At 66.6% G+C, this 19,317-nt stretch carries 12 protein-coding genes; 9 read left to right on the forward strand and 3 right to left on the reverse strand.

The genetic code is table 11. From position 1 onward, the window contains the following. Positions 1-90 precede the first annotated feature (90 nt). The 3 genes from AWB89_RS25690 to AWB89_RS25700 all read left to right on the forward strand — a co-directional run bounded on the left by AWB89_RS25690 (position 91) and on the right by AWB89_RS25700 (position 6,433). Positions 91-507 (forward strand): MmpS family transport accessory protein, encoded by a 417-nt coding sequence (locus AWB89_RS25690; RefSeq protein ID WP_085096766.1) that lies wholly within the window; start codon positions 91-93, stop codon positions 505-507. After that, entirely contained in the window at positions 504-3,374 is a 2,871-nt protein-coding gene (locus tag AWB89_RS25695; RefSeq protein ID WP_085177505.1) for an MMPL/RND family transporter, read from the forward strand. The genes AWB89_RS25690 and AWB89_RS25695 overlap by 4 nt, the downstream gene beginning before the upstream one ends. A gap of 143 nt (positions 3,375-3,517) precedes the next feature. Beyond that, entirely contained in the window at positions 3,518-6,433 is a 2,916-nt protein-coding gene (locus tag AWB89_RS25700; RefSeq protein WP_085096548.1) for an MMPL/RND family transporter, read from the forward strand. A 17-nt stretch (positions 6,434-6,450) separates the two neighbouring features. Here the strand turns inward: AWB89_RS25700 and AWB89_RS25705 are convergent, their stop codons facing one another. The 3 genes from AWB89_RS25705 to AWB89_RS25715 all read right to left on the reverse strand — a co-directional run bounded on the left by AWB89_RS25705 (position 6,451) and on the right by AWB89_RS25715 (position 9,243). Then, a complete protein-coding gene (locus AWB89_RS25705; protein WP_085177507.1) occupies positions 6,451-6,987 on the reverse strand; it encodes a PE family protein in 537 nt (178 codons plus the stop codon). Positions 6,988-7,355: 368 nt separating this feature from the next. Beyond that, positions 7,356-7,823: a hypothetical protein gene (locus AWB89_RS25710; protein WP_241520610.1), complete on the reverse strand. Its 468-nt coding sequence runs from the start codon at positions 7,821-7,823 to the stop codon at positions 7,356-7,358. Positions 7,824-7,938: 115 nt separating this feature from the next. Beyond that, a complete protein-coding gene (locus AWB89_RS25715; protein WP_085177509.1) occupies positions 7,939-9,243 on the reverse strand; it encodes an adenosylmethionine--8-amino-7-oxononanoate transaminase in 1,305 nt (434 codons plus the stop codon). 62 nt (positions 9,244-9,305) lie between these two features. Between AWB89_RS25715 and AWB89_RS25720 the strand changes: the two genes are divergently transcribed. From AWB89_RS25720 to treZ, 6 genes are all read left to right on the forward strand, one after another. Beyond that, positions 9,306-9,728 (forward strand): hypothetical protein, encoded by a 423-nt coding sequence (locus AWB89_RS25720; protein ID WP_085096558.1) that lies wholly within the window; start codon positions 9,306-9,308, stop codon positions 9,726-9,728. Between the two features lie 298 nt (positions 9,729-10,026). Further along, a complete protein-coding gene (gene ripD, locus AWB89_RS25725) occupies positions 10,027-10,788 on the forward strand; it encodes an NlpC/P60 family peptidoglycan-binding protein RipD (RefSeq protein WP_085177511.1) in 762 nt (253 codons plus the stop codon). 92 nt (positions 10,789-10,880) lie between these two features. Then, positions 10,881-13,037 carry an acyltransferase family protein gene (locus AWB89_RS25730; RefSeq protein WP_085096564.1) on the forward strand — a complete coding sequence of 719 codons (2,157 nt, stop codon included), beginning with the start codon at positions 10,881-10,883 and terminating at the stop codon, positions 13,035-13,037. A 37-nt stretch (positions 13,038-13,074) separates the two neighbouring features. After that, positions 13,075-15,279 carry a glycogen debranching protein GlgX gene (gene glgX / locus AWB89_RS25735; protein ID WP_085096567.1) on the forward strand — a complete coding sequence of 735 codons (2,205 nt, stop codon included), beginning with the start codon at positions 13,075-13,077 and terminating at the stop codon, positions 15,277-15,279. Positions 15,280-15,282: 3 nt separating this feature from the next. Next, positions 15,283-17,583: a malto-oligosyltrehalose synthase gene (gene treY, locus AWB89_RS25740; RefSeq protein ID WP_085177513.1), complete on the forward strand. Its 2,301-nt coding sequence runs from the start codon at positions 15,283-15,285 to the stop codon at positions 17,581-17,583. Beyond that, entirely contained in the window at positions 17,576-19,309 is a 1,734-nt protein-coding gene (treZ, locus tag AWB89_RS25745) for a malto-oligosyltrehalose trehalohydrolase (protein ID WP_085177515.1), read from the forward strand. Before treY ends, treZ begins: the two co-directional genes overlap by 8 nt. The last annotated feature ends 8 nt before the right edge of the window (positions 19,310-19,317 follow it).

Raw genomic sequence — 19,317 nt, forward strand, 5'->3', positions numbered from 1 at the left:
CGAGGCGCTCGCCAGCCCTCGGCAGCGCCCCGGACACCAGCCGGATCCAGGCCGAGTCGCCGAAATTCGGGCCCTCTTATTTTCCGGACCCTGCGGCGCCTTTGGATTCCGCTGGTCGTAGTAATGGTGATCGCCGTCGGCGGGTTCACCGTGTCGCGCCTGCACGGCCTCTTCGGCGCGGAGAAGCGCCTCTCGTACGCCGACACCAGGGTCGACAACAAGCCTTACAACCCCCAGCACCTGAGGTACGAGGTCTTCGGCCCGCCGGGGACCGTTGCCTTGATCAGCTATTACGACGACACCGGCTCCCCGCAGCATGTCGACGCGGCGAAGCTGCCCTGGTCGTTGGAATTCGCGGTCACCGCGGCGACGGGCATCGGAAGCGTCGCGGCGCAGGGTGACAGTGACAGCATCGGTTGCCGCATCCTGTTGGACGGAGTGGTCAAGTCCGAGAAAGTCACCAACGAGGTGAGCGCGTTTACGTCCTGCATGCTGAAGGGCTCATGACCAACCATCAGCTACAGGCGAGTCAGCCGTTGGTAGCGCGGACGATCCGTCGATTTTCGGTCGCCATCATCTTGGGGTGGCTGGCGATCATCGCCATCCTGAATTTCTTCGTCCCCCCGCTGGAGCAGGTCGAGAACCAGCATTCGGTCTCCCCCACCCTCACCAATGCGCCGTCCGCCACGGCGTCCCAGCGACTGAATGAAGACTTCAAGGCCGCCGACCAATCGGGTCAGTCGAGTTCCGGCAGTGTGGCGACGATCGTTTTGGAGGGTCAGCAGCCGCTCGGCGACGATGCCCACAGATATTACGACCGTTTGATTGCCCAGTTGAAAGACGATTCGAAGCATGTCATACACGTCAACGATTTCTGGGGCGACGAACTAACCAGACAGGCCGCGCAAAGCGCCGACGGCAAGGCCGCATACGTCCTGGTGATTCTCAACGCGGGCAATGACTCGATCGAGGCTGTGCAGCATATCGTCGCTCGGACCCCCGCACCGCCGGGCGTCAAAGCCTTTGTCACCGGGCCCGCGGCGATCATTTCGGATATGAGCCACAGTGGCGACAGAACGGTTGCCACAATCACTTTGGTCAGCATCGCGGTGATCTTCGTGACGCTGCTTCTCGTCTATCGTTCTGTCGTCACCGTAATTCTGTTGCTGGTGGTGGTCGGCATAGAACTCATGGCGGCCCGCGGAATTGTTGCATTCATCGGATATCACGGGATCATCGGTCTCAGCACCCTCGCCGTGAATCTGCTTGTCTCCCTTGTCATCGCGGCCGGAACCGACTACGGGATCTTCTTCATCGGCCGGTATCAGGAGGCGCGTCAGGCCGGCAAGGACAGGGAAGAGGCCTTCTACACCACCTATCACGGGGTCACCAAGGTCGTCGTGGCCTCGGGTTTGACGATCGCCGGAGCCCTTTACTGCCTGGTCTTTACGCGGCTGCCCTCTTTCTACGTGCTGGCCGTTCCCTGCGCCGTGGCCGTATTGGTCGCCGTAGCGGTCGCCATCACGCTGATCCCGGCGGTTCTGACGGTCGGAAGCCGTTTCGGTTTGTTCGAGCCCAAGCGGAAAATCAGCTATCGCGTATGGCGACGGGTGGGAACGGCGATTGTTCGTTGGCCCGCGCCCATTCTCGTGGCGGCGCTGGCGGTCACGCTTGTCGGGTTGTTGACGCTGCCGGGCTACAGCCCCAGCTACAACGACCAGAAGTTCATCCCGAAAGATATCCCCGGGAATTTGGGGTACGAGGCGGCGTCGCGACATTTTCCACCGTCGGCGATGATGGCCCCCGAAATCCTGTTGGTTGAGGCCAACCACGATCTGCGCGATTCGGCCGACTTCCTCGTGTTGGACAAACTGGCCAAGGCCGTCCTCGCCGTGCCGGGCATCTCCAGCGTGCAGGCCGTGACGCGGCCCGAGGGAACCCCGATCAAGCACACGACGATCCCGTATCTGCTCAGCATGCAAGCCGCCGGCCAGCAACAATTCCTCACTTTCCAGAGGGAGCGCATGAAGGACCTGCTCAAGCAGGCCGATCTGATCACCGAAGCGATCAACGTCACGCAGCGCATGTACGACGTGATGAAGCAACTCGTCGCCACGACACACGACGTCGTCGGCCACACGCATGAAATGCAGGCACTCACCAGCGAACTGCGGGACAACATCTCGAATTTCGAGGATTTCTTCCGACCGATCCGCAGTTACTTCTACTGGGAAAAGCACTGCTACGACATTCCGATTTGCTTCTCGATCAGAAGCATCTTCGACTCGCTCGACGGTGTTGACGCCGTGAGCGACAAGCTGATCCTGCTGGTGGCGGACCTCGATCAGGTCGACGCGCTGCTGCCGCAGATCCTCGCCCAGCTGCCGCAGACGATCGCGATCATGCAGGAATCGCGGACCATGCTGCTGACCATGCACAGCACCATGTCCGGCGTTCTCGGAAACATGGGCGACAACAACAACAATGCGACCTCGATGGGCAGAGCGTTCGACACCGCCCAAAACGACGATTCTTTCTACCTGCCGCCGGAAACGTTGAAGAACAAAGACTTCCAGCGAATCATGAACATCTTCGTGTCGCCGGACGGCAAGGCCGTCCGCATGCTCATCCTGCAGAAGGGCGATCCCTCGTCGTCCGAAGGCCTTTCGCGGGTTGATTCGATCAAGAGCGCGGCCGAAGAGGCGCTCAAGGGGACTCCGCTGGAGGACTCGAAGATCTACCTCTCCGGCACCGCAGCGTCGGTGCGGGACCAGGTGCGGGCGTCCACCATCGACCTGATGATCGCGGGAGTCGCCGCGCTCTGCCTGATTTTCATCGTCATGCTGATCATGACCCGAAGTTTCGTTGCCGCCCTGGTCATCGTCGGCACGGTGCTGCTCTCGCTGGGCGCGTCCTTCGGGCTCTCCGTGTTTGCTTGGCAGAATCTGCTCGGCATACAAATCCACTGGTCGGTGCTCGTGATGTCGGTGATCGTCCTGCTGGCGGTGGGGTCTGACTACAACTTGCTGCTGGTAGCCCGGATGAAAGAGGAAATCGGCGCCGGCATCAACACCGGCATCATCCGCGCCATGGGCGGCACCGGCAAAGTCGTGACGAACGCCGGGCTGGTCTTCGCGTTCACCATGGGGTCCATGCTCGTCAGCGATCTGCGCACCATCGGCCAGGTGGGCACGACGATCGGTCTCGGTTTGCTGTTCGACACGTTGGTCGTGCGCGCGTTCATGACGCCGTCGATCGCCGCGCTGCTGGGCCGCTGGTTCTGGTGGCCGCAGCGGGTTCGCCCCCGTCCCGCAAGTTCCCTACTTCGGCCCACGGGACCCCGTCCGTTGGTACGCGCCTTATTGCTGAGATAGCGGCAGTCTGTGGCGCATTTCCAGTTCAGGACGAGACCGGCAACCGTGGGGAGCATCGTGGCACAGGGCGATAGCGAAACCAGTGGCTGCCGCTTCGATCCGCACGGGGTCGGCGCATTTACCGGCTGCGCGTTGAAGGTCGCATGAGCACCGAAAGCCCTCGGCGGCCCTTCTTTGCGCGGATGATCCGCAAGCTTTCGCTCGTCGTCATTCTGGCGTGGGTGGCCCTGACGCTGCTGGTGACGTTCGGGGTCCCCCCTTTGGAGCGGGTCGGCGAAGAGCATTCCGTGCCGCTGGCCCCGCAAGACGCGCCGTCGGTGCGCGCCATGACGAGCATGGGCAAGGCCTTCAAAGAGTCCGATTCGGACAGCTTCGCGATGATCGTGCTGGAGGGGCAGCAACCGCTCGGGGAGGACGCCCGCACCTACTACCGAGAGTTGGTGCGTGAGTTACGAAACGACCCCCGGCACGTCGAGCACGTGCAGGACTTGTGGGGTGATCGATTCACGGCATCGGGCGTGGAAAGTCCCGACGGCAAGGCCGCCTATGTGCAGTTGAACCTGGCCGGCAACCAGGGCACCACGCTGGCGCAGGAATCCGTGACGGCGGTCCGGCAGATCATCAAGCAGAAGCCGCCGCCGCCCGGTGTCCAGGTCCATCTCACCGGCCCGGCGGCGCTCATCCCTGACATGGTGCGCAGCGGCAACGACTCTCTGCTGAAGATGACCCTGATCGCCGGGGTGATCATCTTCGTGGTGCTGCTACTCGTCTACCGTTCGGTCACCACCGTGATTCTGGTGGTCATCGGAGTCGGGGTCGAAGTGGGTTCGGCGCGCGGGATCATCGCCTATCTCGCCGACAACAACATTGTCGTGCTCTCGACGTTTGCCATCAATCTGCTGGTCGCGCTGTCGATGGCGGCCGGAACCGATTACGGCATCTTCTTTTTCGGTCGTTATCAGGAGTCCCGTCAGGCCGGCGAAGACCCCGAAACGGCCTACTACACCACCTACCGCAGCGTCGCCCCCGTCGTCCTGGGTTCGGGTTTGACGATCGCCGGAGCGATGTTGTGCCTCAGCTTCACCCGGATGCCGATTTTCCAGACCATCGGTGTGCCCTGCGCCGTGGGCATGTTGGTCGCTGTTGCGGTTGCGATCACGCTGGTTCCGGCGGTTCTGACCACCGGAAGTCGGTTCGGTCTGTGCGACCCCAAGCGCAAGATCGCCCAAAAGCGATGGCGTGGGATCGGTACCGCGATCGTCCGTTGGCCCGCCCCGATTCTCGTCGCGACGCTGGCGGTCGCCCTGGTCGGCCTGGTCACGCTGCCCGGCTACAAGACGAGCTACGACGACCGTTCGTATCTGCCCAAGGACCTTCCCGCCAATTTGGGGTATGCGGCCGCCGACCGCCATTTCTCGCAATCGCGAATGTTGCCCGACATTCTGATGATCCAAGCGGATCATGATATGCGCAATCCGGCGGATTTTTTGGTGCTGCACAAGCTGGCGAAAGCGATTTTCCGGGTACCGGGAATTTCGCGGGTGCAGGGCATAACCCGGCCCGAGGGAACACCCATCGAGCACACTTCGATACCTTTCCTGATCAGCCTGCAAAACGCCTCGATGCTGCAGAACATGCAGTTCATGAAGGCCCGCATGGATGACATGCTCAAAGAGGCCGACTCGCTCGCCAAACAGATCGCCATATTGAAGCACCTGTACGAACTGCAGAAGCAACTCACCGCCGTTGCGCATGACACGGTCAGCGTTTCAAAAGACATCGAAAGCATCGTGGACGACCTGGAAAACCACGTCGCGGATTTCGACGATTTCTTCAGGCCTATCCGGAGTTATTTCTACTGGGAAAAGCATTGCTATGACATCCCCATATGCTTTGCCATCAGGTCGATATTTCAGCTGTTCGACGGTGTCGATGCGCTTCGCGATACCTTGCACCTGGTCATCAAAGACGCCGTGCAGGCGGACGAGCTGGCCGCGCAGCTGCTAGAGCTGACCCCACCACTGATCGCGATCGCGGAGGCCACCCGCGTAACGCTGTTGACCAACCACAGCACCACGTCGGGGCTCTTCGGTCAGCTGGACGAAGCGAGCCAAAACGCGACCGCCATGGGTCAGGCGTTCGACGCCGCCAAGAACGACGACTCCTTCTACCTGCCTCCACAGGTCTTCCAGGACCAGGACTTCCGGCGCGCGATGGCGTCCTTTGTGTCTCCCGACGGCAAGGCGGCCCGGTTCATCATTTCGCATCGGGGCGACGCCGCGACGCCCGAAGGGATCTCACGGATCGATCCGATCAAGAAGGCAGCCGACGAGGCGCTCAAGACGACCCCACTGTCGAGCGCCACAATTTCCATCGCCGGCGCCGCGTCGACCTACAAGGACTTCGACGACGGCTCGAAATACGATCTGTGGATCGCCCTCGTCGGCGCGCTCTGTCTCATTTTCGTCATCATGCTCGCCCTGACGCGAAGTTTTGTGGCCGCCCTGGTGATCGTCGGCACGGTGGTGCTGTCCTTGGGCGCATCGTTTGGGCTGTCGGTCCTGGTGTGGCAGTACATCCTGGGCGTCAAATTGCACTGGATGGTGCTGCCGATGTCCGTGATCGTGCTGTTGGCGGTGGGTTCGGACTACAACCTGCTTCTGGTAGCCCGGATGAAAGAGGAAATTGCCGCCGGCATCAACACCGGAATCATCCGCGCCATGGGCGGCACCGGGAAGGTCGTGACGAACGCGGGCCTGGTGTTCGCCTTCACCATGGCCTCGATGATTTTCAGCGACTTGCGGATTATCGGCCAGTTGGGAACGACCATCGGCCTGGGGCTGTTGTTCGACACCTTGGTCGTGCGCTCGTTCATGACGCCGTCCATCGCCGCGCTGCTCGGGCGCTGGTTCTGGTGGCCACAAACAGTGCGCCCGCGCCCGGCCAGTTACATGCTGCGTGATGTCGGACCGCGCCCGCTGGTGAGGTCATTGCTGCTGCGGGAGGACGACCGCGATGACGACGCGGCCACGATGGAACTCCCCAAGCTAACCGTCTAGGTCGTAACCGAATCTGATTACGGAATCGGAATCGTTGTGCCAGTGAGGAATTTGGCCAACGTTTGCTCCAGGGCGATCAGTCCGGCGAGGGTCAGATAAGCCAAGACCAGTGTCTCGTAGGCGATATACACCGGCAGTTCGAGGAAGCTCAGGAAGAACTTCAAGACGCCGGTCGTGCTGTTGTAGAGGCCGTTGAACGTCGAGAGCAAGCTGGCCGGCGCGTCGATCAGCTCCTGAAGGATCGAGTTCGGGTCGAAGGCCAACGACGCGGCGTTGACGGCCTCCGCGGCCGCGTACGAGCCCGCGCCCGCGTGCAGCTGCTGCGCGAACTGCGCACCGAACGCCGTGGCCTTCCCCAGCAGCCCCTGAAACTCCTGGGCGGCCCCGGAGAACACCTGCGAGATGGCCGCCGACACCTCGTCGGCCGCCGCGGGTATCACCCCCACGATCGAGGACGCCGCCGCCGAGTGTGCCGCGCCAAGCGTCGAACCAATAGCAGCCACATCGTTTGCCGCGGCGGCCACCATCTCGGGTGTCGCGATCACATACGCCATATCTATCCTCCAGGCCGGTCATCAACGACCCAGCGGCAAAGCAACAAAGCGTGGTTGGGTCGCGCCCGTCACGGAGATTACACACAAGTACAACGACGTGGGGCAGCTTCGGCTGAACGCATCAAACAAAAACTGGCGGAGCTGCAAACCGGCTGCAAGTGCGGCTTCCGACCTGGCCGAAAAAGCCGCAAAAGCATGCGGTCCACCGGGTCGTCGCGTCGCTACCGGGCCGCGCGGACGGAGCCGCTCCCGAAACCGTCCCGGTTGGCTTCGATAAGCCACAACTTCATCGTCGGCGGTCGGCCCCTTGGGACCCACCCGGCTGGCGGGATTGCGGTGGCGCTGCGCCCGGCCGTCGCGCCGGAATGTCAGCTCGCGTCGCGCAGAATCGGCTGCGCCGTCGACGGCAGCTCGACAACCACCGTCGCCTCAGCAAACAAATCGACGGCCTCCGCGACGGTGCGGTCGACAAAGGAAGCGAAGTCCTCGAAAGAGATGCTGTCCTGGATCCACCGGGATCCGCGGGCCACGAGGCCGACGCGTCGGGGGTCGGAGCAACCATGCACGATCGCGGTGACCTTGCGGTTCTGCTTGTTCCACGTGTCAGCTAACCGGGTCAGCCAGGGGCGGTCGGCGGCGCGGAAGGAACACGCGGGAGCGACCCCGATGATCAGCGTGTCGCCGAACGACGGTGAGATCTCGAGGTGGACGTGCAGCCGCCTGCCGTCGGCGTTGGCGACACAGAAGTATTCGCCATCGTGCTCGCCCTTGAGGAACTGCAACCCGCTGGTGCGTACGTAGCGTTCGATCAACTTGGCGCAGAGCGACTCACTCATCATGGGAATGATCATGGGGCCGGCGGCTTTGTGGATCCTTTGAGCCGAGCTAGCCGCGGCCGAAGAATCTGCTGAGAATTTGCTGAGCCGCCGGGCCGGAAGCCGGCGCCTCGATTCATCCCGCCAGCCGCGCGACCTCGACCATCGCGGACGTGATCTGGGCGATCTCGTCGCCCGAGCAGATGTACGGCGGCATCGCGTACACAAGGTTGCGGAACGGGCGCAGCCAGACACCGTGGTCCAGTGCCGCCGGCGTGGCGACGGCCAGGTCCACCGGCCCGGCGCATTCGATGACGCCGATGGCGCCGGACACCCGCACGTCCGTCACGCCGGGCAGCGCCCGGGCGGCCTCGAGCCCGACGGAGAGCCCGGCGCCGATCTGGGTCACCCGCGACCGCCAGTCCTGGCCCAGCAGCAGTTCGACGCTGGCCACCGACACCGCGCAGGCCAGCGGATTGGCCATGAAGGTGGGCCCGTGCATCAGCGCGCCCGCCTCCCCCGTGCTGATCGTGTGCGCGATCTCGGTCGTGCACAGCGTGGCGGCCAGGCTGAGGTATCCGCCGGTCAGCGCCTTGCCGACGCACATGATGTCCGGGCTCACCCCGGCGTGGTCGGCGGCGAAGAGCTCGCCGGTGCGGCCGAACCCGGTCGCGATCTCGTCGAAGATCAGCAGCACGTCGTGCCGGCGGCACAGCTCGCGCAGGTCGCTCAGGTATCTGGGGTCGTGGAAGCGCATCCCGCCCGCCCCCTGCACGACGGGCTCGACGATGACGGCCGCCAGTTCGGCGGCGTGTTGCGCCAGTTGCGCCTCGAACGCCGCGATGTAGGCGGGGTCGTACCCGCGCGGCACCTGCGGGGCGAACACCTGCCTGGCCAGGATGTCGGTCCACAGCGAGTGCATGCCGCCGTCGGGGTCACAGACGCTCATCGGGGTGAAGGTGTCGCCGTGGTACCCGCCACGCCAGGTCATCAGCCGGTGCTTGCCGGGCCGGCCCCGGCTGCGCCAGTACTGCAGGGCCATCTTCACCGCGACCTCCACCGACACCGATCCGGAGTCGCTGAAGAAAACCGTGTCCAGGCCCGCCGGCGTGATTTCCACCAGCAACTGCGCCAGCCGGGCCGCGGGCTCGTGGGTGAGCCCGCCGAACATGACGTGGTTCATCGTGGCCAGCTGCGCGGCCAGCGCCGCGTCCAGCTCCGGGTGGCCGTGCCCGTGGATGGCCGTCCACCAGGAGCTCATCGCGTCGAGCGCCTCGATGGGCCGGCCGTCGCGGACCAGTGTCAGCTTGGTGCCGTGGGCCGCGACGGCCACCACCGGCGCCACCGCCTCGCCGCCGATGGTGCTGTAGGGGTGCCACAGGTGCGCCGCGTCGATCGCGCTGATTTGCTCGGGCGTCAACCCGGCCCTCGCCGCAGGCATAGAGACCGAGCGTAAAGCAGCCGGCTCGCACAAATCGCGGCCATCGGGGAGCATCTAAGGCCATGAACCCCGATCCGGGTGACCGCATCGCCGCCCCGCCGGCGCCCGACGAGCCCCCCCAACCACCCCGGGTGCTGCGGCTGCGGATCGTCCCCTGGGACGTCGTCTGCACGGTGGCGCTGCTGGTGCTGCTGGTGGTCCTGGCGACCGCGACGACGTGGCCGGCGCGGCTTTTCGGCTTCCTCTCGAGCGTGTGCGAGGGCGAGGACTGCGGGCCGGTGCCCTTCGGCGTCGACTACTACATCCGCCCGCTGGTGTGGGGCGGCATCGGCGCCGCCATCGCCGCGGCCGGGATCGGCCCGTTCGTGTCGCTGCTGAAGGGCTGGTACATGTCCTTCTGGCCCGTCCTGTCGCTCGCCCTGCTCGTGGTCGCCTCCGTGGCCGGGTCGATCCTGACCACCTTCAGCGCGCGCTACTGGCTCTGAGCGGGCTGAGACCCAAATCACAGCTGCGCGGGCCGGATTGGGCCCGCCAGTCACCGTCCGGTCACGTTACGACAAAAAATCCTTCCTGCGCCTCACCAGCTATTTTCCCGCTGAGCCTTCTGTTGTAAAAGTGTCTCTAGTGACTGGTGTGAATTCAGCCGGCTAGCCGGCCGGGTGCATGCCAAGCGTCATGCAGCGGCGTCGGGCCCCGACGGGGAGGCCCTCGCCGCATGCAATAGCGGCCGATGCGCGAAGTCACCGCGACGGAGGCCCAGGACCCAAGAAGGTGGGGATCCAAATGAAACGCATCTACGCTTTCGCGATCGGTGTCGCGATGCTGGTGGCCCCGGTGGTCACCGCCGGCATCGCGACCGCCGACCCGGGCACCAGGTCGATGGACTACCAGCAGGCCACCGACATCGTCGTCATGCGCGGCCTGTCGCAGCGCGGGGTGCCGTTCTCCTGGGCCGGCGGCGGTGTCACCGGCCCCTCGCGCGGCAAGGGCACCGGCGCCATGACCGTCGGGTTCGACGCCTCGGGCCTGATGCAGTACGCCTACGCGGGCGCCGGGATCAAGCTGCCGCGTTCCTCCGGTGAGATGTACCGCCTCGGCCAGAAGGTGCTGCCGCAGCAAGCGCGCCGCGGTGACCTGATCTTCTACGGTCCCGAAGGCACCCAGAGCGTGGCGATGTACCTCGGCAACAACCAGATGCTCGAGGTGGGCGACGTCGTCCAGGTGTCGCCCGTGCGGGCCAACGGCATGACGCCCTACCTGGTCCGGGTCCTCGGGGTGCAGCAGGTGCCGTTCCAGCAGGCGCCGGCGCAGCAGCTGCCCGCGCAGCAGGCGCCCGCACAGCAGGCCCCGGTCCAGCAGGTGCCCACGCAGCAGGCGCCCACTCAGCAGGCCCCGCTGCAGCAGGCCCCGGTCCAGCAGGTGCCCACGCAGCAGGCCCCGTCGCAGCAGGTGCCCGCGCAGGCGCCCCTGCAACAGCTGCCGCTGCTGCAGTCGCCCGCGCAGCAGGCGCCGGTGCAGCCGGCGCCGTTCGGCATCACCCGGTAATCCCCTGGCGCGACCGTTCCCGACGCGCCGACCAGCCGCCACTCGCTCCCCTCGGGAGCGGGTGGCGGTTTTCGGTAAATTGGCGGTCAACCATGCAGAGCCTGTCACCGCCCCGCCCACCGGTTGCCCCTGCGAAACCGGTGGCTGCGCGCGCGGCGGGCTTTTACCGCTACGACCTCGACGGGCTGCGCGGCATCGCGATCGCGCTCGTCGCCATGTTCCACATCTGGTTCGGACGCGTTTCCGGCGGCGTGGACGTCTTCTTGGCGCTGTCGGGCTTCTTCTTCGGCGGCAAGATCCTGCGCGCCGCGCTGAACCCCAATCTCCCGCTGTCGCCGGTCGCCGAGGTGGTCCGGCTGGTGCGCCGCCTGCTCCCCGCCCTGGTCGTGGTCCTGGCGGGCTGCGGGCTGCTGACGATCCTGGTGCAGCCGGAGACCCGCTGGGAGACCTTCGCCGACCAGAGCCTGGCCAGCCTGGGCTACTACCAGAACTGGGAGCTGGCCAACAGCGCATCGGATTACCTGCGGGCCGGTGAAGCCGTCACCCCGCTGCAGCACATCTGGTCCATGTCGGTGCAGGGCCAGTTCTACATCGCGTTCCTGTTGCTGATCGCCGGCTGCGCCTACGCGTTGCGCGGCCTCGGGGAGCGACGCCGGACCGTGTTCCTGGTGCTCCTGAGCGCGCTGACGGTGGCCTCATTCGTGTACGCGATCGTCGCCCACCAGGACAACCAGGCGACCGCCTACTACGACAGTTTCGCCCGGGCCTGGGAGTTGCTGCTGGGCGCGCTCGTCGGCGCCGCCGTGCCCTACGTGCGGTGGCCGACCTGGCTGCGCACCGCCGTCGCGACCGTCGCGCTGGCCGCGATCGTGTCGTGCGGGGCCCTGATCGACGGCGTCAAGGAATTCCCCGGCCCGTGGGCACTGGTCCCCGTCGGGGCCACCATGCTGATGATCCTCGCCGGGGCCAACCTGCGGGCCGGCGCGGACGACCGGATGCCGCTGCCGAATCGGGTGCTGGCCGCCGGGCCCTTGGTGGCGCTGGGCGCGATGGCCTACTCGCTGTACCTGTGGCACTGGCCGCTGCTCATCTTCTGGCTGTCCTACAGCGGCCACAGGCACGCCGGCTTCGTCGAGGGCACGGTGCTGCTGCTGGTGTCCGGGGTGCTGGCCTACCTGACCACGCGGCTCGTCGAGGACCCGCTGCGCTACCGGGCCGGCGCGGCGCCGGCCGTGTCCGTCCCACAAGCCCCCGTGGTCCCCTGGTGGGTGCGCCTGCGGCGCCCGACGATGGCGCTGGGATCGATGGTGGTGCTGCTCGGCGTCACGCTGACCGCAACGTCGTTCACCTGGCGTCAGCACGTCACGGTGCTGCGCGCGGCGGGGAAGGAACTCAGCGTCCTCAACCCGCAGGACTACCCCGGCGCGCGCGCCCTGACCGAACACGCGCGGGTGCCGGCGCTGCCGATGCGGCCCAGCGTCCTGGAAATCAAGGACGACCTTCCGATCTCGACCCGGGACGGCTGCATCAGCGACTTCGTCAACCCGACCGTCGTGAACTGCGCCTACGGCGACGTCACCGCGACGCGGACCATCGCCCTGGCCGGCGGGTCGCACGCCGAGCACTGGCTGCCCGCGCTCGACGCTCTTGGCCGCATGCATCACTTCAAGGTGGTGACGTACCTCAAGATGGGCTGCCCGTTGTCCACCGAGGAAGTGCCGCTGATCATGGGCAACAACGCCCCGTACATGCAGTGCCGCGAGTGGGTGCAGCGGACGATGAACAAGCTGGTCGACGACCGGCCCGACTACGTGTTCACCACGACGACCCGGCCGTGGAACATCAAGACCGGCGACGTCATGCCGGCGACCTACATCGGCATCTGGCAGACGTTGTCCGACAACAACATTCCCATCCTCGGCATGCGCGACACCCCGTGGCTGGTCAAGGACGGCAAACCGTTCGACCCCGCCGACTGCCTGGCCAAGAAGGGCGGCAGCCCGCAGTCCTGCGCGGTGAAGCGCTCCGACGTGCTGTCCGATCACAACCAGACCCTCGACTTCGTCGCGCAGTTCCCGCTGCTGAAGGTCCTGGACATGTCGGACGCGATCTGTCGCGCCGACGTCTGCCGCCCCGTCGAGGGAAACGTGCTGATCTACCACGGCGCTCACCACCTCTCGCCCACCTACGTGCGCACCATGACGACCGAGCTGGGCCGGCAGATCGGGGCCAGCACCGGTTGGTGGTAGCGGGCCGCCGCACCGCGGCCGCCGATAAGGTCAAGTGATGCCGACCGACAAACCCGCTTCAGAAACAGGCGCTGGTGACCGACGGCCCAGGCTGGCCACCGTGTGGCCCGGCACCCCTTACCCACTGGGCGCGTCCTATGACGGCGCGGGAACCAACTTTTCGCTGTTCTCCGAGATCGCCGAACGGGTCGACCTGTGCCTGATCGACGACAACGGCGAAGAGTCGCGGATCCCCCTCGACGAGGTCGACGGTTACGTCTGGCACGCGTACCTGCCGAACATCACCCCGGGGCAGCGCTACGGCTTTCGCGTCCACGGGCCGTGGGATCCGGCCGCCGGCCACCGGTGTGACCCGAGCAAGCTGCTGCTCGATCCGTACGGCAAGGCGTTCCACGGCGACTTCACCTTCGGCCAGGCCCTGTATTCCTACGACCTCACGGCCGTCACCCCCGACGGCCCCAACGCCGACGGGGCCGACCCCGGCACCCCGCCGATGGTGGACTCGCTCGGCCACACCATGACCAGCGTGGTGAGCAACCCGTTCTTCGACTGGGGGTCCGACCGCGCCCCGCTCACCCCGTACCACGAGACGGTCATCTACGAAGCCCACGTCAAGGGCATGACGCAGACCCATCCCGGCGTCCCCGAGGAGCTGCGCGGCACCTACGCCGGGCTGGCCCACCCCGTGGTGATCGACCACCTCAAGTCGCTCGGCGTCACCGCCATCGAGCTCATGCCGGTGCACCAGTTCATGCACGACGCGCGGCTGCTCGACCTCGGGCTGCGAAACTACTGGGGCTACAACACATTTGGCTTCTTCGCCCCGCACAACCAGTACGCGGCCAACCGCAAGGCCAGCGTCGCCGAGTTCAAGTCGATGGTGCGCAGCTTTCACGAGGCCGGCATCGAGGTGATCCTCGACGTGGTCTACAACCACACCGCCGAAGGCAACCACCTCGGCCCGACGATCAACTTCCGCGGCATCGACAACGCCGCCTACTACCGGCTCGTCGACGAGGACCTGCGGCTGTACAAGGACTACACCGGCACCGGCAACAGCCTCAATCCCCGCCACCCGCACGTGCTGCAGCTGATCATGGACTCGCTGCGCTACTGGGTGATCGAGATGCACGTCGACGGGTTCCGCTTCGATCTGGCCGCCACCCTGGCCCGCGAGTTGCACGACGTCGACCGGCTGAGCGCGTTTTTCGACCTGGTGCAGCAGGATCCGGTGGTCAGCCAGGTCAAATTGATCGCCGAACCGTGGGACGTCGGCGAGGGCGGCTACCAGGTCGGAAATTTCCCGGGTTTGTGGACCGAGTGGAACGGGAAGTATCGCGATACTGTGCGTGACTACTGGCGGGGCGAGCCCGCAACCCTGGGCGAGTTCGCTTCCCGGCTGACCGGGTCGTCGGATCTCTATGAGGTGACGGGCCGGCGGCCCAGCGCCAGCATCAACTTTGTCACCGCCCACGACGGGTTCACGCTCAACGACCTGGTCTCGTACAACGAAAAGCACAACCTGGCCAACGGCGAGGAAAACCGGGACGGGGAAAGCCACAACCGCTCGTGGAACTGCGGCGTCGAAGGCCCCACCGACGACCCCGACATCATCGAGCTGCGGAACCGTCAGATGCGCAACTTCTGGGCCACCCTGATGGTCAGCCAGGGCACGCCGATGATCGCGCACGGCGACGAGTTCGGGCGCACCCAGAACGGCAACAACAACGTTTACTGCCAGGATTCCGAATTGTCTTGGATGGATTGGTCGTTGGTCGACAAGAACGCCGACCTGCTGGCGTTCGCGCGCAAGGCGACCGCCCTGCGCAGAAACCACCCGGTGTTCCGCCGGCGCCGGTTCTTCGAAGGCGAGCCGATCCGAAGCGGCGACGAGGTCCGCGACATCGCCTGGCTCAATCCGAGCAGTCGCGAGATGACGCACGAGGACTGGGGCGAAAGCATCCACAAGTGCGTGGCGGTGTTCCTCAACGGCGACGCCATCACCGCCCCTAACGCCCGCGGCGAGCGGGTGGTCGACGACTCGTTCCTGTTGTGCTTCAACGCCGCCGACGAGCCGATCGAGTTCGTGATGCCGCCCGATGACTACGCCCGGGAGTGGATCGTGGAGCTGAACACCAACGAGCCGGCCGGCTTCAAGGACGGGGCCGACCACGTGATGACCGCCGAGGAGAAGGTCTCGCTGCCCGCACGTTCGCTGCTGGTCCTTCGTAAGACTTTGTGACGCATGGCCTTACCCATCCTGTCCACCTACCGGCTGCAGCTGCGTGGTGAGTCCAGCGGATTCGCTTTCACCTTCGCCGACGCCGAAAACCTGCTGGACTACCTGGACGACCTCGGGGTGAGCCACCTGTACCTGTCCCCGGTCCTGACCGCGGCGCGCGGGTCCAACCACGGGTACGACGTCACCGACCCGACCACGGTTTCCGACGAGCTGGGCGGCGCCGACGGCCTCGCGCGGCTGTCCGCGGCGGCCCGGGCGCGCGGCATGGGCCTGATCATCGACGTCGTGCCCAACCACGTCGGCATCGACGACCCGCAGCAGAACGCGTGGTGGTGGGACGTGCTGCGGCACGGCCGGGACTCGCGGTACGCGGCGTTCTTCGACATCGACTGGGACCTCGACGAGGACGGCCGAATCGTGTTGCCGATCTTGGGTTCCGACGAAGATGCCGCCGACTTGAAGGTCGACGGGGACCTGCTGCGGCTGGGCGACCTGGCGCTGCCCATCGCGCCCGGCACCGGCGAAGGCAGCGGACCGGAGGTGCACGACCGCCAGCACTACCGGATGGTGGGCTGGCGCAACGGGGTCTGCGGTTACCGGCGCTTCTTCTCGATCACCTCGCTGGCCGGCCTGCGGCAGGAGGATCCCGCGGTGTTCGACGCCAGCCACACCGAGGTCGCCCGCTGGTTCGGCGAGGGACTGGTGGACGGCGTCCGCATCGACCACCCCGACGGTCTGTCCGATCCCTGCGGCTATCTGGCGCGGCTGCGGGAGCTGGTCGGCCCCGACGCCTGGATCGTCATCGAGAAGATCCTGGCCGTCGACGAGGCGCTCGAGCCCACCCTGCCGGTGGCCGGAACCACCGGCTACGACGTGCTGCGCCAGGTCGGTGGGGTCTTCGTCGACCCGGCCGGCGAGGAGGCGCTGACCGAGCTCGTCGAGTCGGCGGGAGTCGACTACCACGCCATGCCCAAGCTGCTCGCCGAGCTGAAGGTGCGCGCGGCCACGGTGACGCTGGCCAGCGAGCTGGCCAGGCTGCGACGGGCCATTGCGGCCGCGGCGGGCACCGATCACGCGCAGCTGCCCGAGGCGGTCGCCGCCCTGCTCACCCACATCGGCGTCTACCGCAGCGACTACCCCGGCCTGGTGGCGCTGCTGCCCACCGCGCTGGCCGAAACCGAGGCGGAGTCACCGCATTTGGGGCCCGCGCTGGAGGTGCTCGCGGCGGCGCTGGCCCGCGCCGGCGAGCCGGCCACCAGGCTGCAGCAGCTGTGCGGCGCGGTCACCGCCAAGGCCGTCGAGGACTGCCTGTTCTACCGCGACGCCCGCCTGGTGTCGCTCAATGAGGTGGGCGGTGAACCGCATCGTTTCGGCGTCGGGCTGGCCGAGTTTCACCACAGCGCCGCGACCCGCGCCCGGTTGTGGCCGCACACGATGACGACGCTGACCACCCACGACACCAAGCGCGGCGAGGACGTGCGTGCCCGGATCGGGGTGCTGTCGCAGGTGCCGTCGCTGTGGACCGAGTTCCTCGCCCGCTGGGAGGTCCAGGCCCCCTCCCCCGACCCGGCGACCGGACAGTTCCTGTGGCAGAACGTCTTCGGCGTCTGGCCGGTGGGCGGCCACGTGACGCAGGAGCTGCGCGCCCGGCTGCACGCCTACGCCGAAAAGGCCATCCGCGAGGCGGCCTGGCACACGTCGTGGAACGACCCGGACGCCGACTTCGAGGACGCGGTGCATCGCTGGCTGGACACCGTCCTCGACGGACCGGTGGCCGGCCAGCTGACCGAGCTGGTGACACAAGTCAATTCGCACGCGGCCAGCGACGCGCTGGGCCAGAAGCTGCTCGCGCTGACGGTGCCGGGCATACCGGATGTCTACCAGGGCACCGAGCTGTGGGACGACAGCCTGGTCGACCCCGACAACCGTCGCGCCGTCGACTATGGCGTCCGGCGCGGCGCCCTGAAAGACCTGCACCACCCCAAGATTCGCGTCGTCACCACGGCGCTGCGGGTGCGGCGCTCGCGCCCGGACACGTTCCTGCGCGGCGACTACGTCCCGGTGCTCGCCGACGGCGAGTCGAGCGACCACGTCGTGGCGTTTCGCCGCGGTGACGACGTGCTGGTCGCGGTGACCCGGTGGACCGTGCGGCTGGCCGAAAAGGGCTGGGGCAATACCGTGTTGCCGCTGCCCGAGGGCACCTGGACCGACGCGCTCAACGGCGCCGTGGCCAGCGGGGCGACGTCGGCCGCCCAGCTGTTCTCGGACCTGCCCGTCGTGCTGCTGGAACGCCGGCATGACTGAGTTCCGGGTGTGGGCGCCCAGGCCGTCGCTGGTGCGCCTCGACGTCGACGGCGCGACACATCCGATGACCCGCTCCGACGACGGCTGGTGGCACGCCGACGTCGAAACGGCACCCGACGCCCGATACGGGTACCTGCTCGACGACGACCCCACCGTGCTGCCCGATCCCCGCTCGGGCCGCCAGCCCGACGGCGTGCACGCCCGGTCGCAGCTGTGGGACCCGGCCGGTGCCCGGTGGACCGACGGCGACTGGTCCGGGCGGTCGGTGCACGGCGCGGTGATCTATGAGCTGCACGTCGGAACCTTCACGGCGGCGGGCACTTTCGACGCCGCCGCCGAGAAGCTGGACTACCTGGTCGATCTCGGTGTCGACTTCGTCGAGCTGATGCCGGTCAATTCCTTCGCCGGAACCCACGGCTGGGGCTACGACGGCGTGCTGTGGTATAGCGTGCACGAACCGTACGGCGGCCCCGACGGCCTGGTCCGGTTCGTCGACGCCTGCCACGCCCGCGGCCTCGGGGTGCTGATCGACGCGGTGTTCAACCACCTCGGCCCGTCCGGGAACTACCTGCCACGCTTCGGTCCCTACCTGTCGTCGGCGAGCAACCCGTGGGGCGAGGGCATCAACATCGCCGACGCCGACTCCGACGAGGTCCGGCGCTACATCATCGGCTGCGCGCTGCGCTGGATGCGCGACTTCCACGCCGACGGGCTGCGCCTGGACGCCGTGCACGCGCTGGTCGACACCACGGCCATCCACATCCTCGAGGAGCTCGCCACCGAAACCGACTGGCTGGCAAGCCAGCTGGGCCGGCCGCTGTCCCTGGTCGCCGAGAGCGACCTCAACGACCCGAGGCTGATCACCGCGCGCGACTGCAACGGCTACGGGCTGACCGCGCAGTGGGCCGACGACATCCACCACGCCATTCACACCGCGGTGTCCGGCGAACGCCAGGGCTACTACGCGGACTTCGGGTCGCTTGCCACCCTGGCGGAAACCTTGCGGCACGGCTACTTCCACGCCGGCACCTATTCCTCGTTCCGGCGCCGCCGCCACGGGCGACCGCTGGACACGGGTTCCATCCCGGCCACCCGACTGGTCGCCTACACCTGCACCCACGATCAGGTGGGCAACCGGGCGCTCGGCGATCGCCCGTCGCAGAACCTGACCGCCGGCCAGCTCGCGGTCAAGGCCGCGCTCGCCCTCGGATCGCCCTACACCGCAATGCTTTTCATGGGTGAAGAATGGGCGGCGTCGACCCCGTTCCAGTTTTTCAGCTCGCATCCCGAGCCGGAGCTGGCGCGGGCCACCGCCGAGGGGCGCAAGGCCGAATTCGCCGAACACGGCTGGGACGCCGACGAGATTCCCGATCCCCAGGATCCGCAGACGTTTTTGCGTTCCAAATTGAATTGGGATGAGGTCGGCTCCGGCGAACACGCCCGCCTGCTAAGCGTGTACCGGGAGCTGATCGCCCTGCGGCACCACGACGCCGACCTGGCCGACCCATGGCTCGAGCACCTCACCATCGACTACGACGAAGGGCAACGCTGGATCAGCATTGGTCGCGGCGGGCTGCGCATCGCGTGCAACCTGGGCAGCGAGCCGGCGACGGTGCCGGTGGCGGGCGAGGTGGTTCTCGCGTGGGGGGCGCCGAAGGTCGGCACCGAAGGCACCGTACTGGAAGGCCATTCGTTCGCCATTCTGTCGGTGCGCGAGCAGGCGTAAAGGCGAGC

The organism is Mycobacterium paraense (assembly GCF_002101815.1).
Classification (GTDB): domain Bacteria; phylum Actinomycetota; class Actinomycetes; order Mycobacteriales; family Mycobacteriaceae; genus Mycobacterium; species Mycobacterium paraense.

What these genes read in the sequence shown, in the direction of transcription:
- glgX (WP_085096567.1), top strand. Translation starts at nt 13,075, where the DNA reads ATGCCGACCGACAAACCCGCTTCAGAAACAGGCGCTGGTGACCGACGG.
- AWB89_RS25720 (WP_085096558.1), top strand. Translation starts at nt 9,306, where the DNA reads ATGAACCCCGATCCGGGTGACCGCATCGCCGCCCCGCCGGCGCCCGAC.
- ripD (WP_085177511.1), top strand. Translation starts at nt 10,027, where the DNA reads ATGAAACGCATCTACGCTTTCGCGATCGGTGTCGCGATGCTGGTGGCC.
- treZ (WP_085177515.1), top strand. Translation starts at nt 17,576, where the DNA reads ATGACTGAGTTCCGGGTGTGGGCGCCCAGGCCGTCGCTGGTGCGCCTC.
- AWB89_RS25695 (WP_085177505.1), top strand. Translation starts at nt 504, where the DNA reads ATGACCAACCATCAGCTACAGGCGAGTCAGCCGTTGGTAGCGCGGACG.
- AWB89_RS25715 (WP_085177509.1), bottom strand. Translation starts at nt 9,243, where the DNA reads ATGCCTGCGGCGAGGGCCGGGTTGACGCCCGAGCAAATCAGCGCGATC.
- AWB89_RS25705 (WP_085177507.1), bottom strand. Translation starts at nt 6,987, where the DNA reads ATGGCGTATGTGATCGCGACACCCGAGATGGTGGCCGCCGCGGCAAAC.
- AWB89_RS25710 (WP_241520610.1), bottom strand. Translation starts at nt 7,823, where the DNA reads ATGAGTGAGTCGCTCTGCGCCAAGTTGATCGAACGCTACGTACGCACC.
- treY (WP_085177513.1), top strand. Translation starts at nt 15,283, where the DNA reads ATGGCCTTACCCATCCTGTCCACCTACCGGCTGCAGCTGCGTGGTGAG.
- AWB89_RS25700 (WP_085096548.1), top strand. Translation starts at nt 3,518, where the DNA reads ATGAGCACCGAAAGCCCTCGGCGGCCCTTCTTTGCGCGGATGATCCGC.
- AWB89_RS25730 (WP_085096564.1), top strand. Translation starts at nt 10,881, where the DNA reads ATGCAGAGCCTGTCACCGCCCCGCCCACCGGTTGCCCCTGCGAAACCG.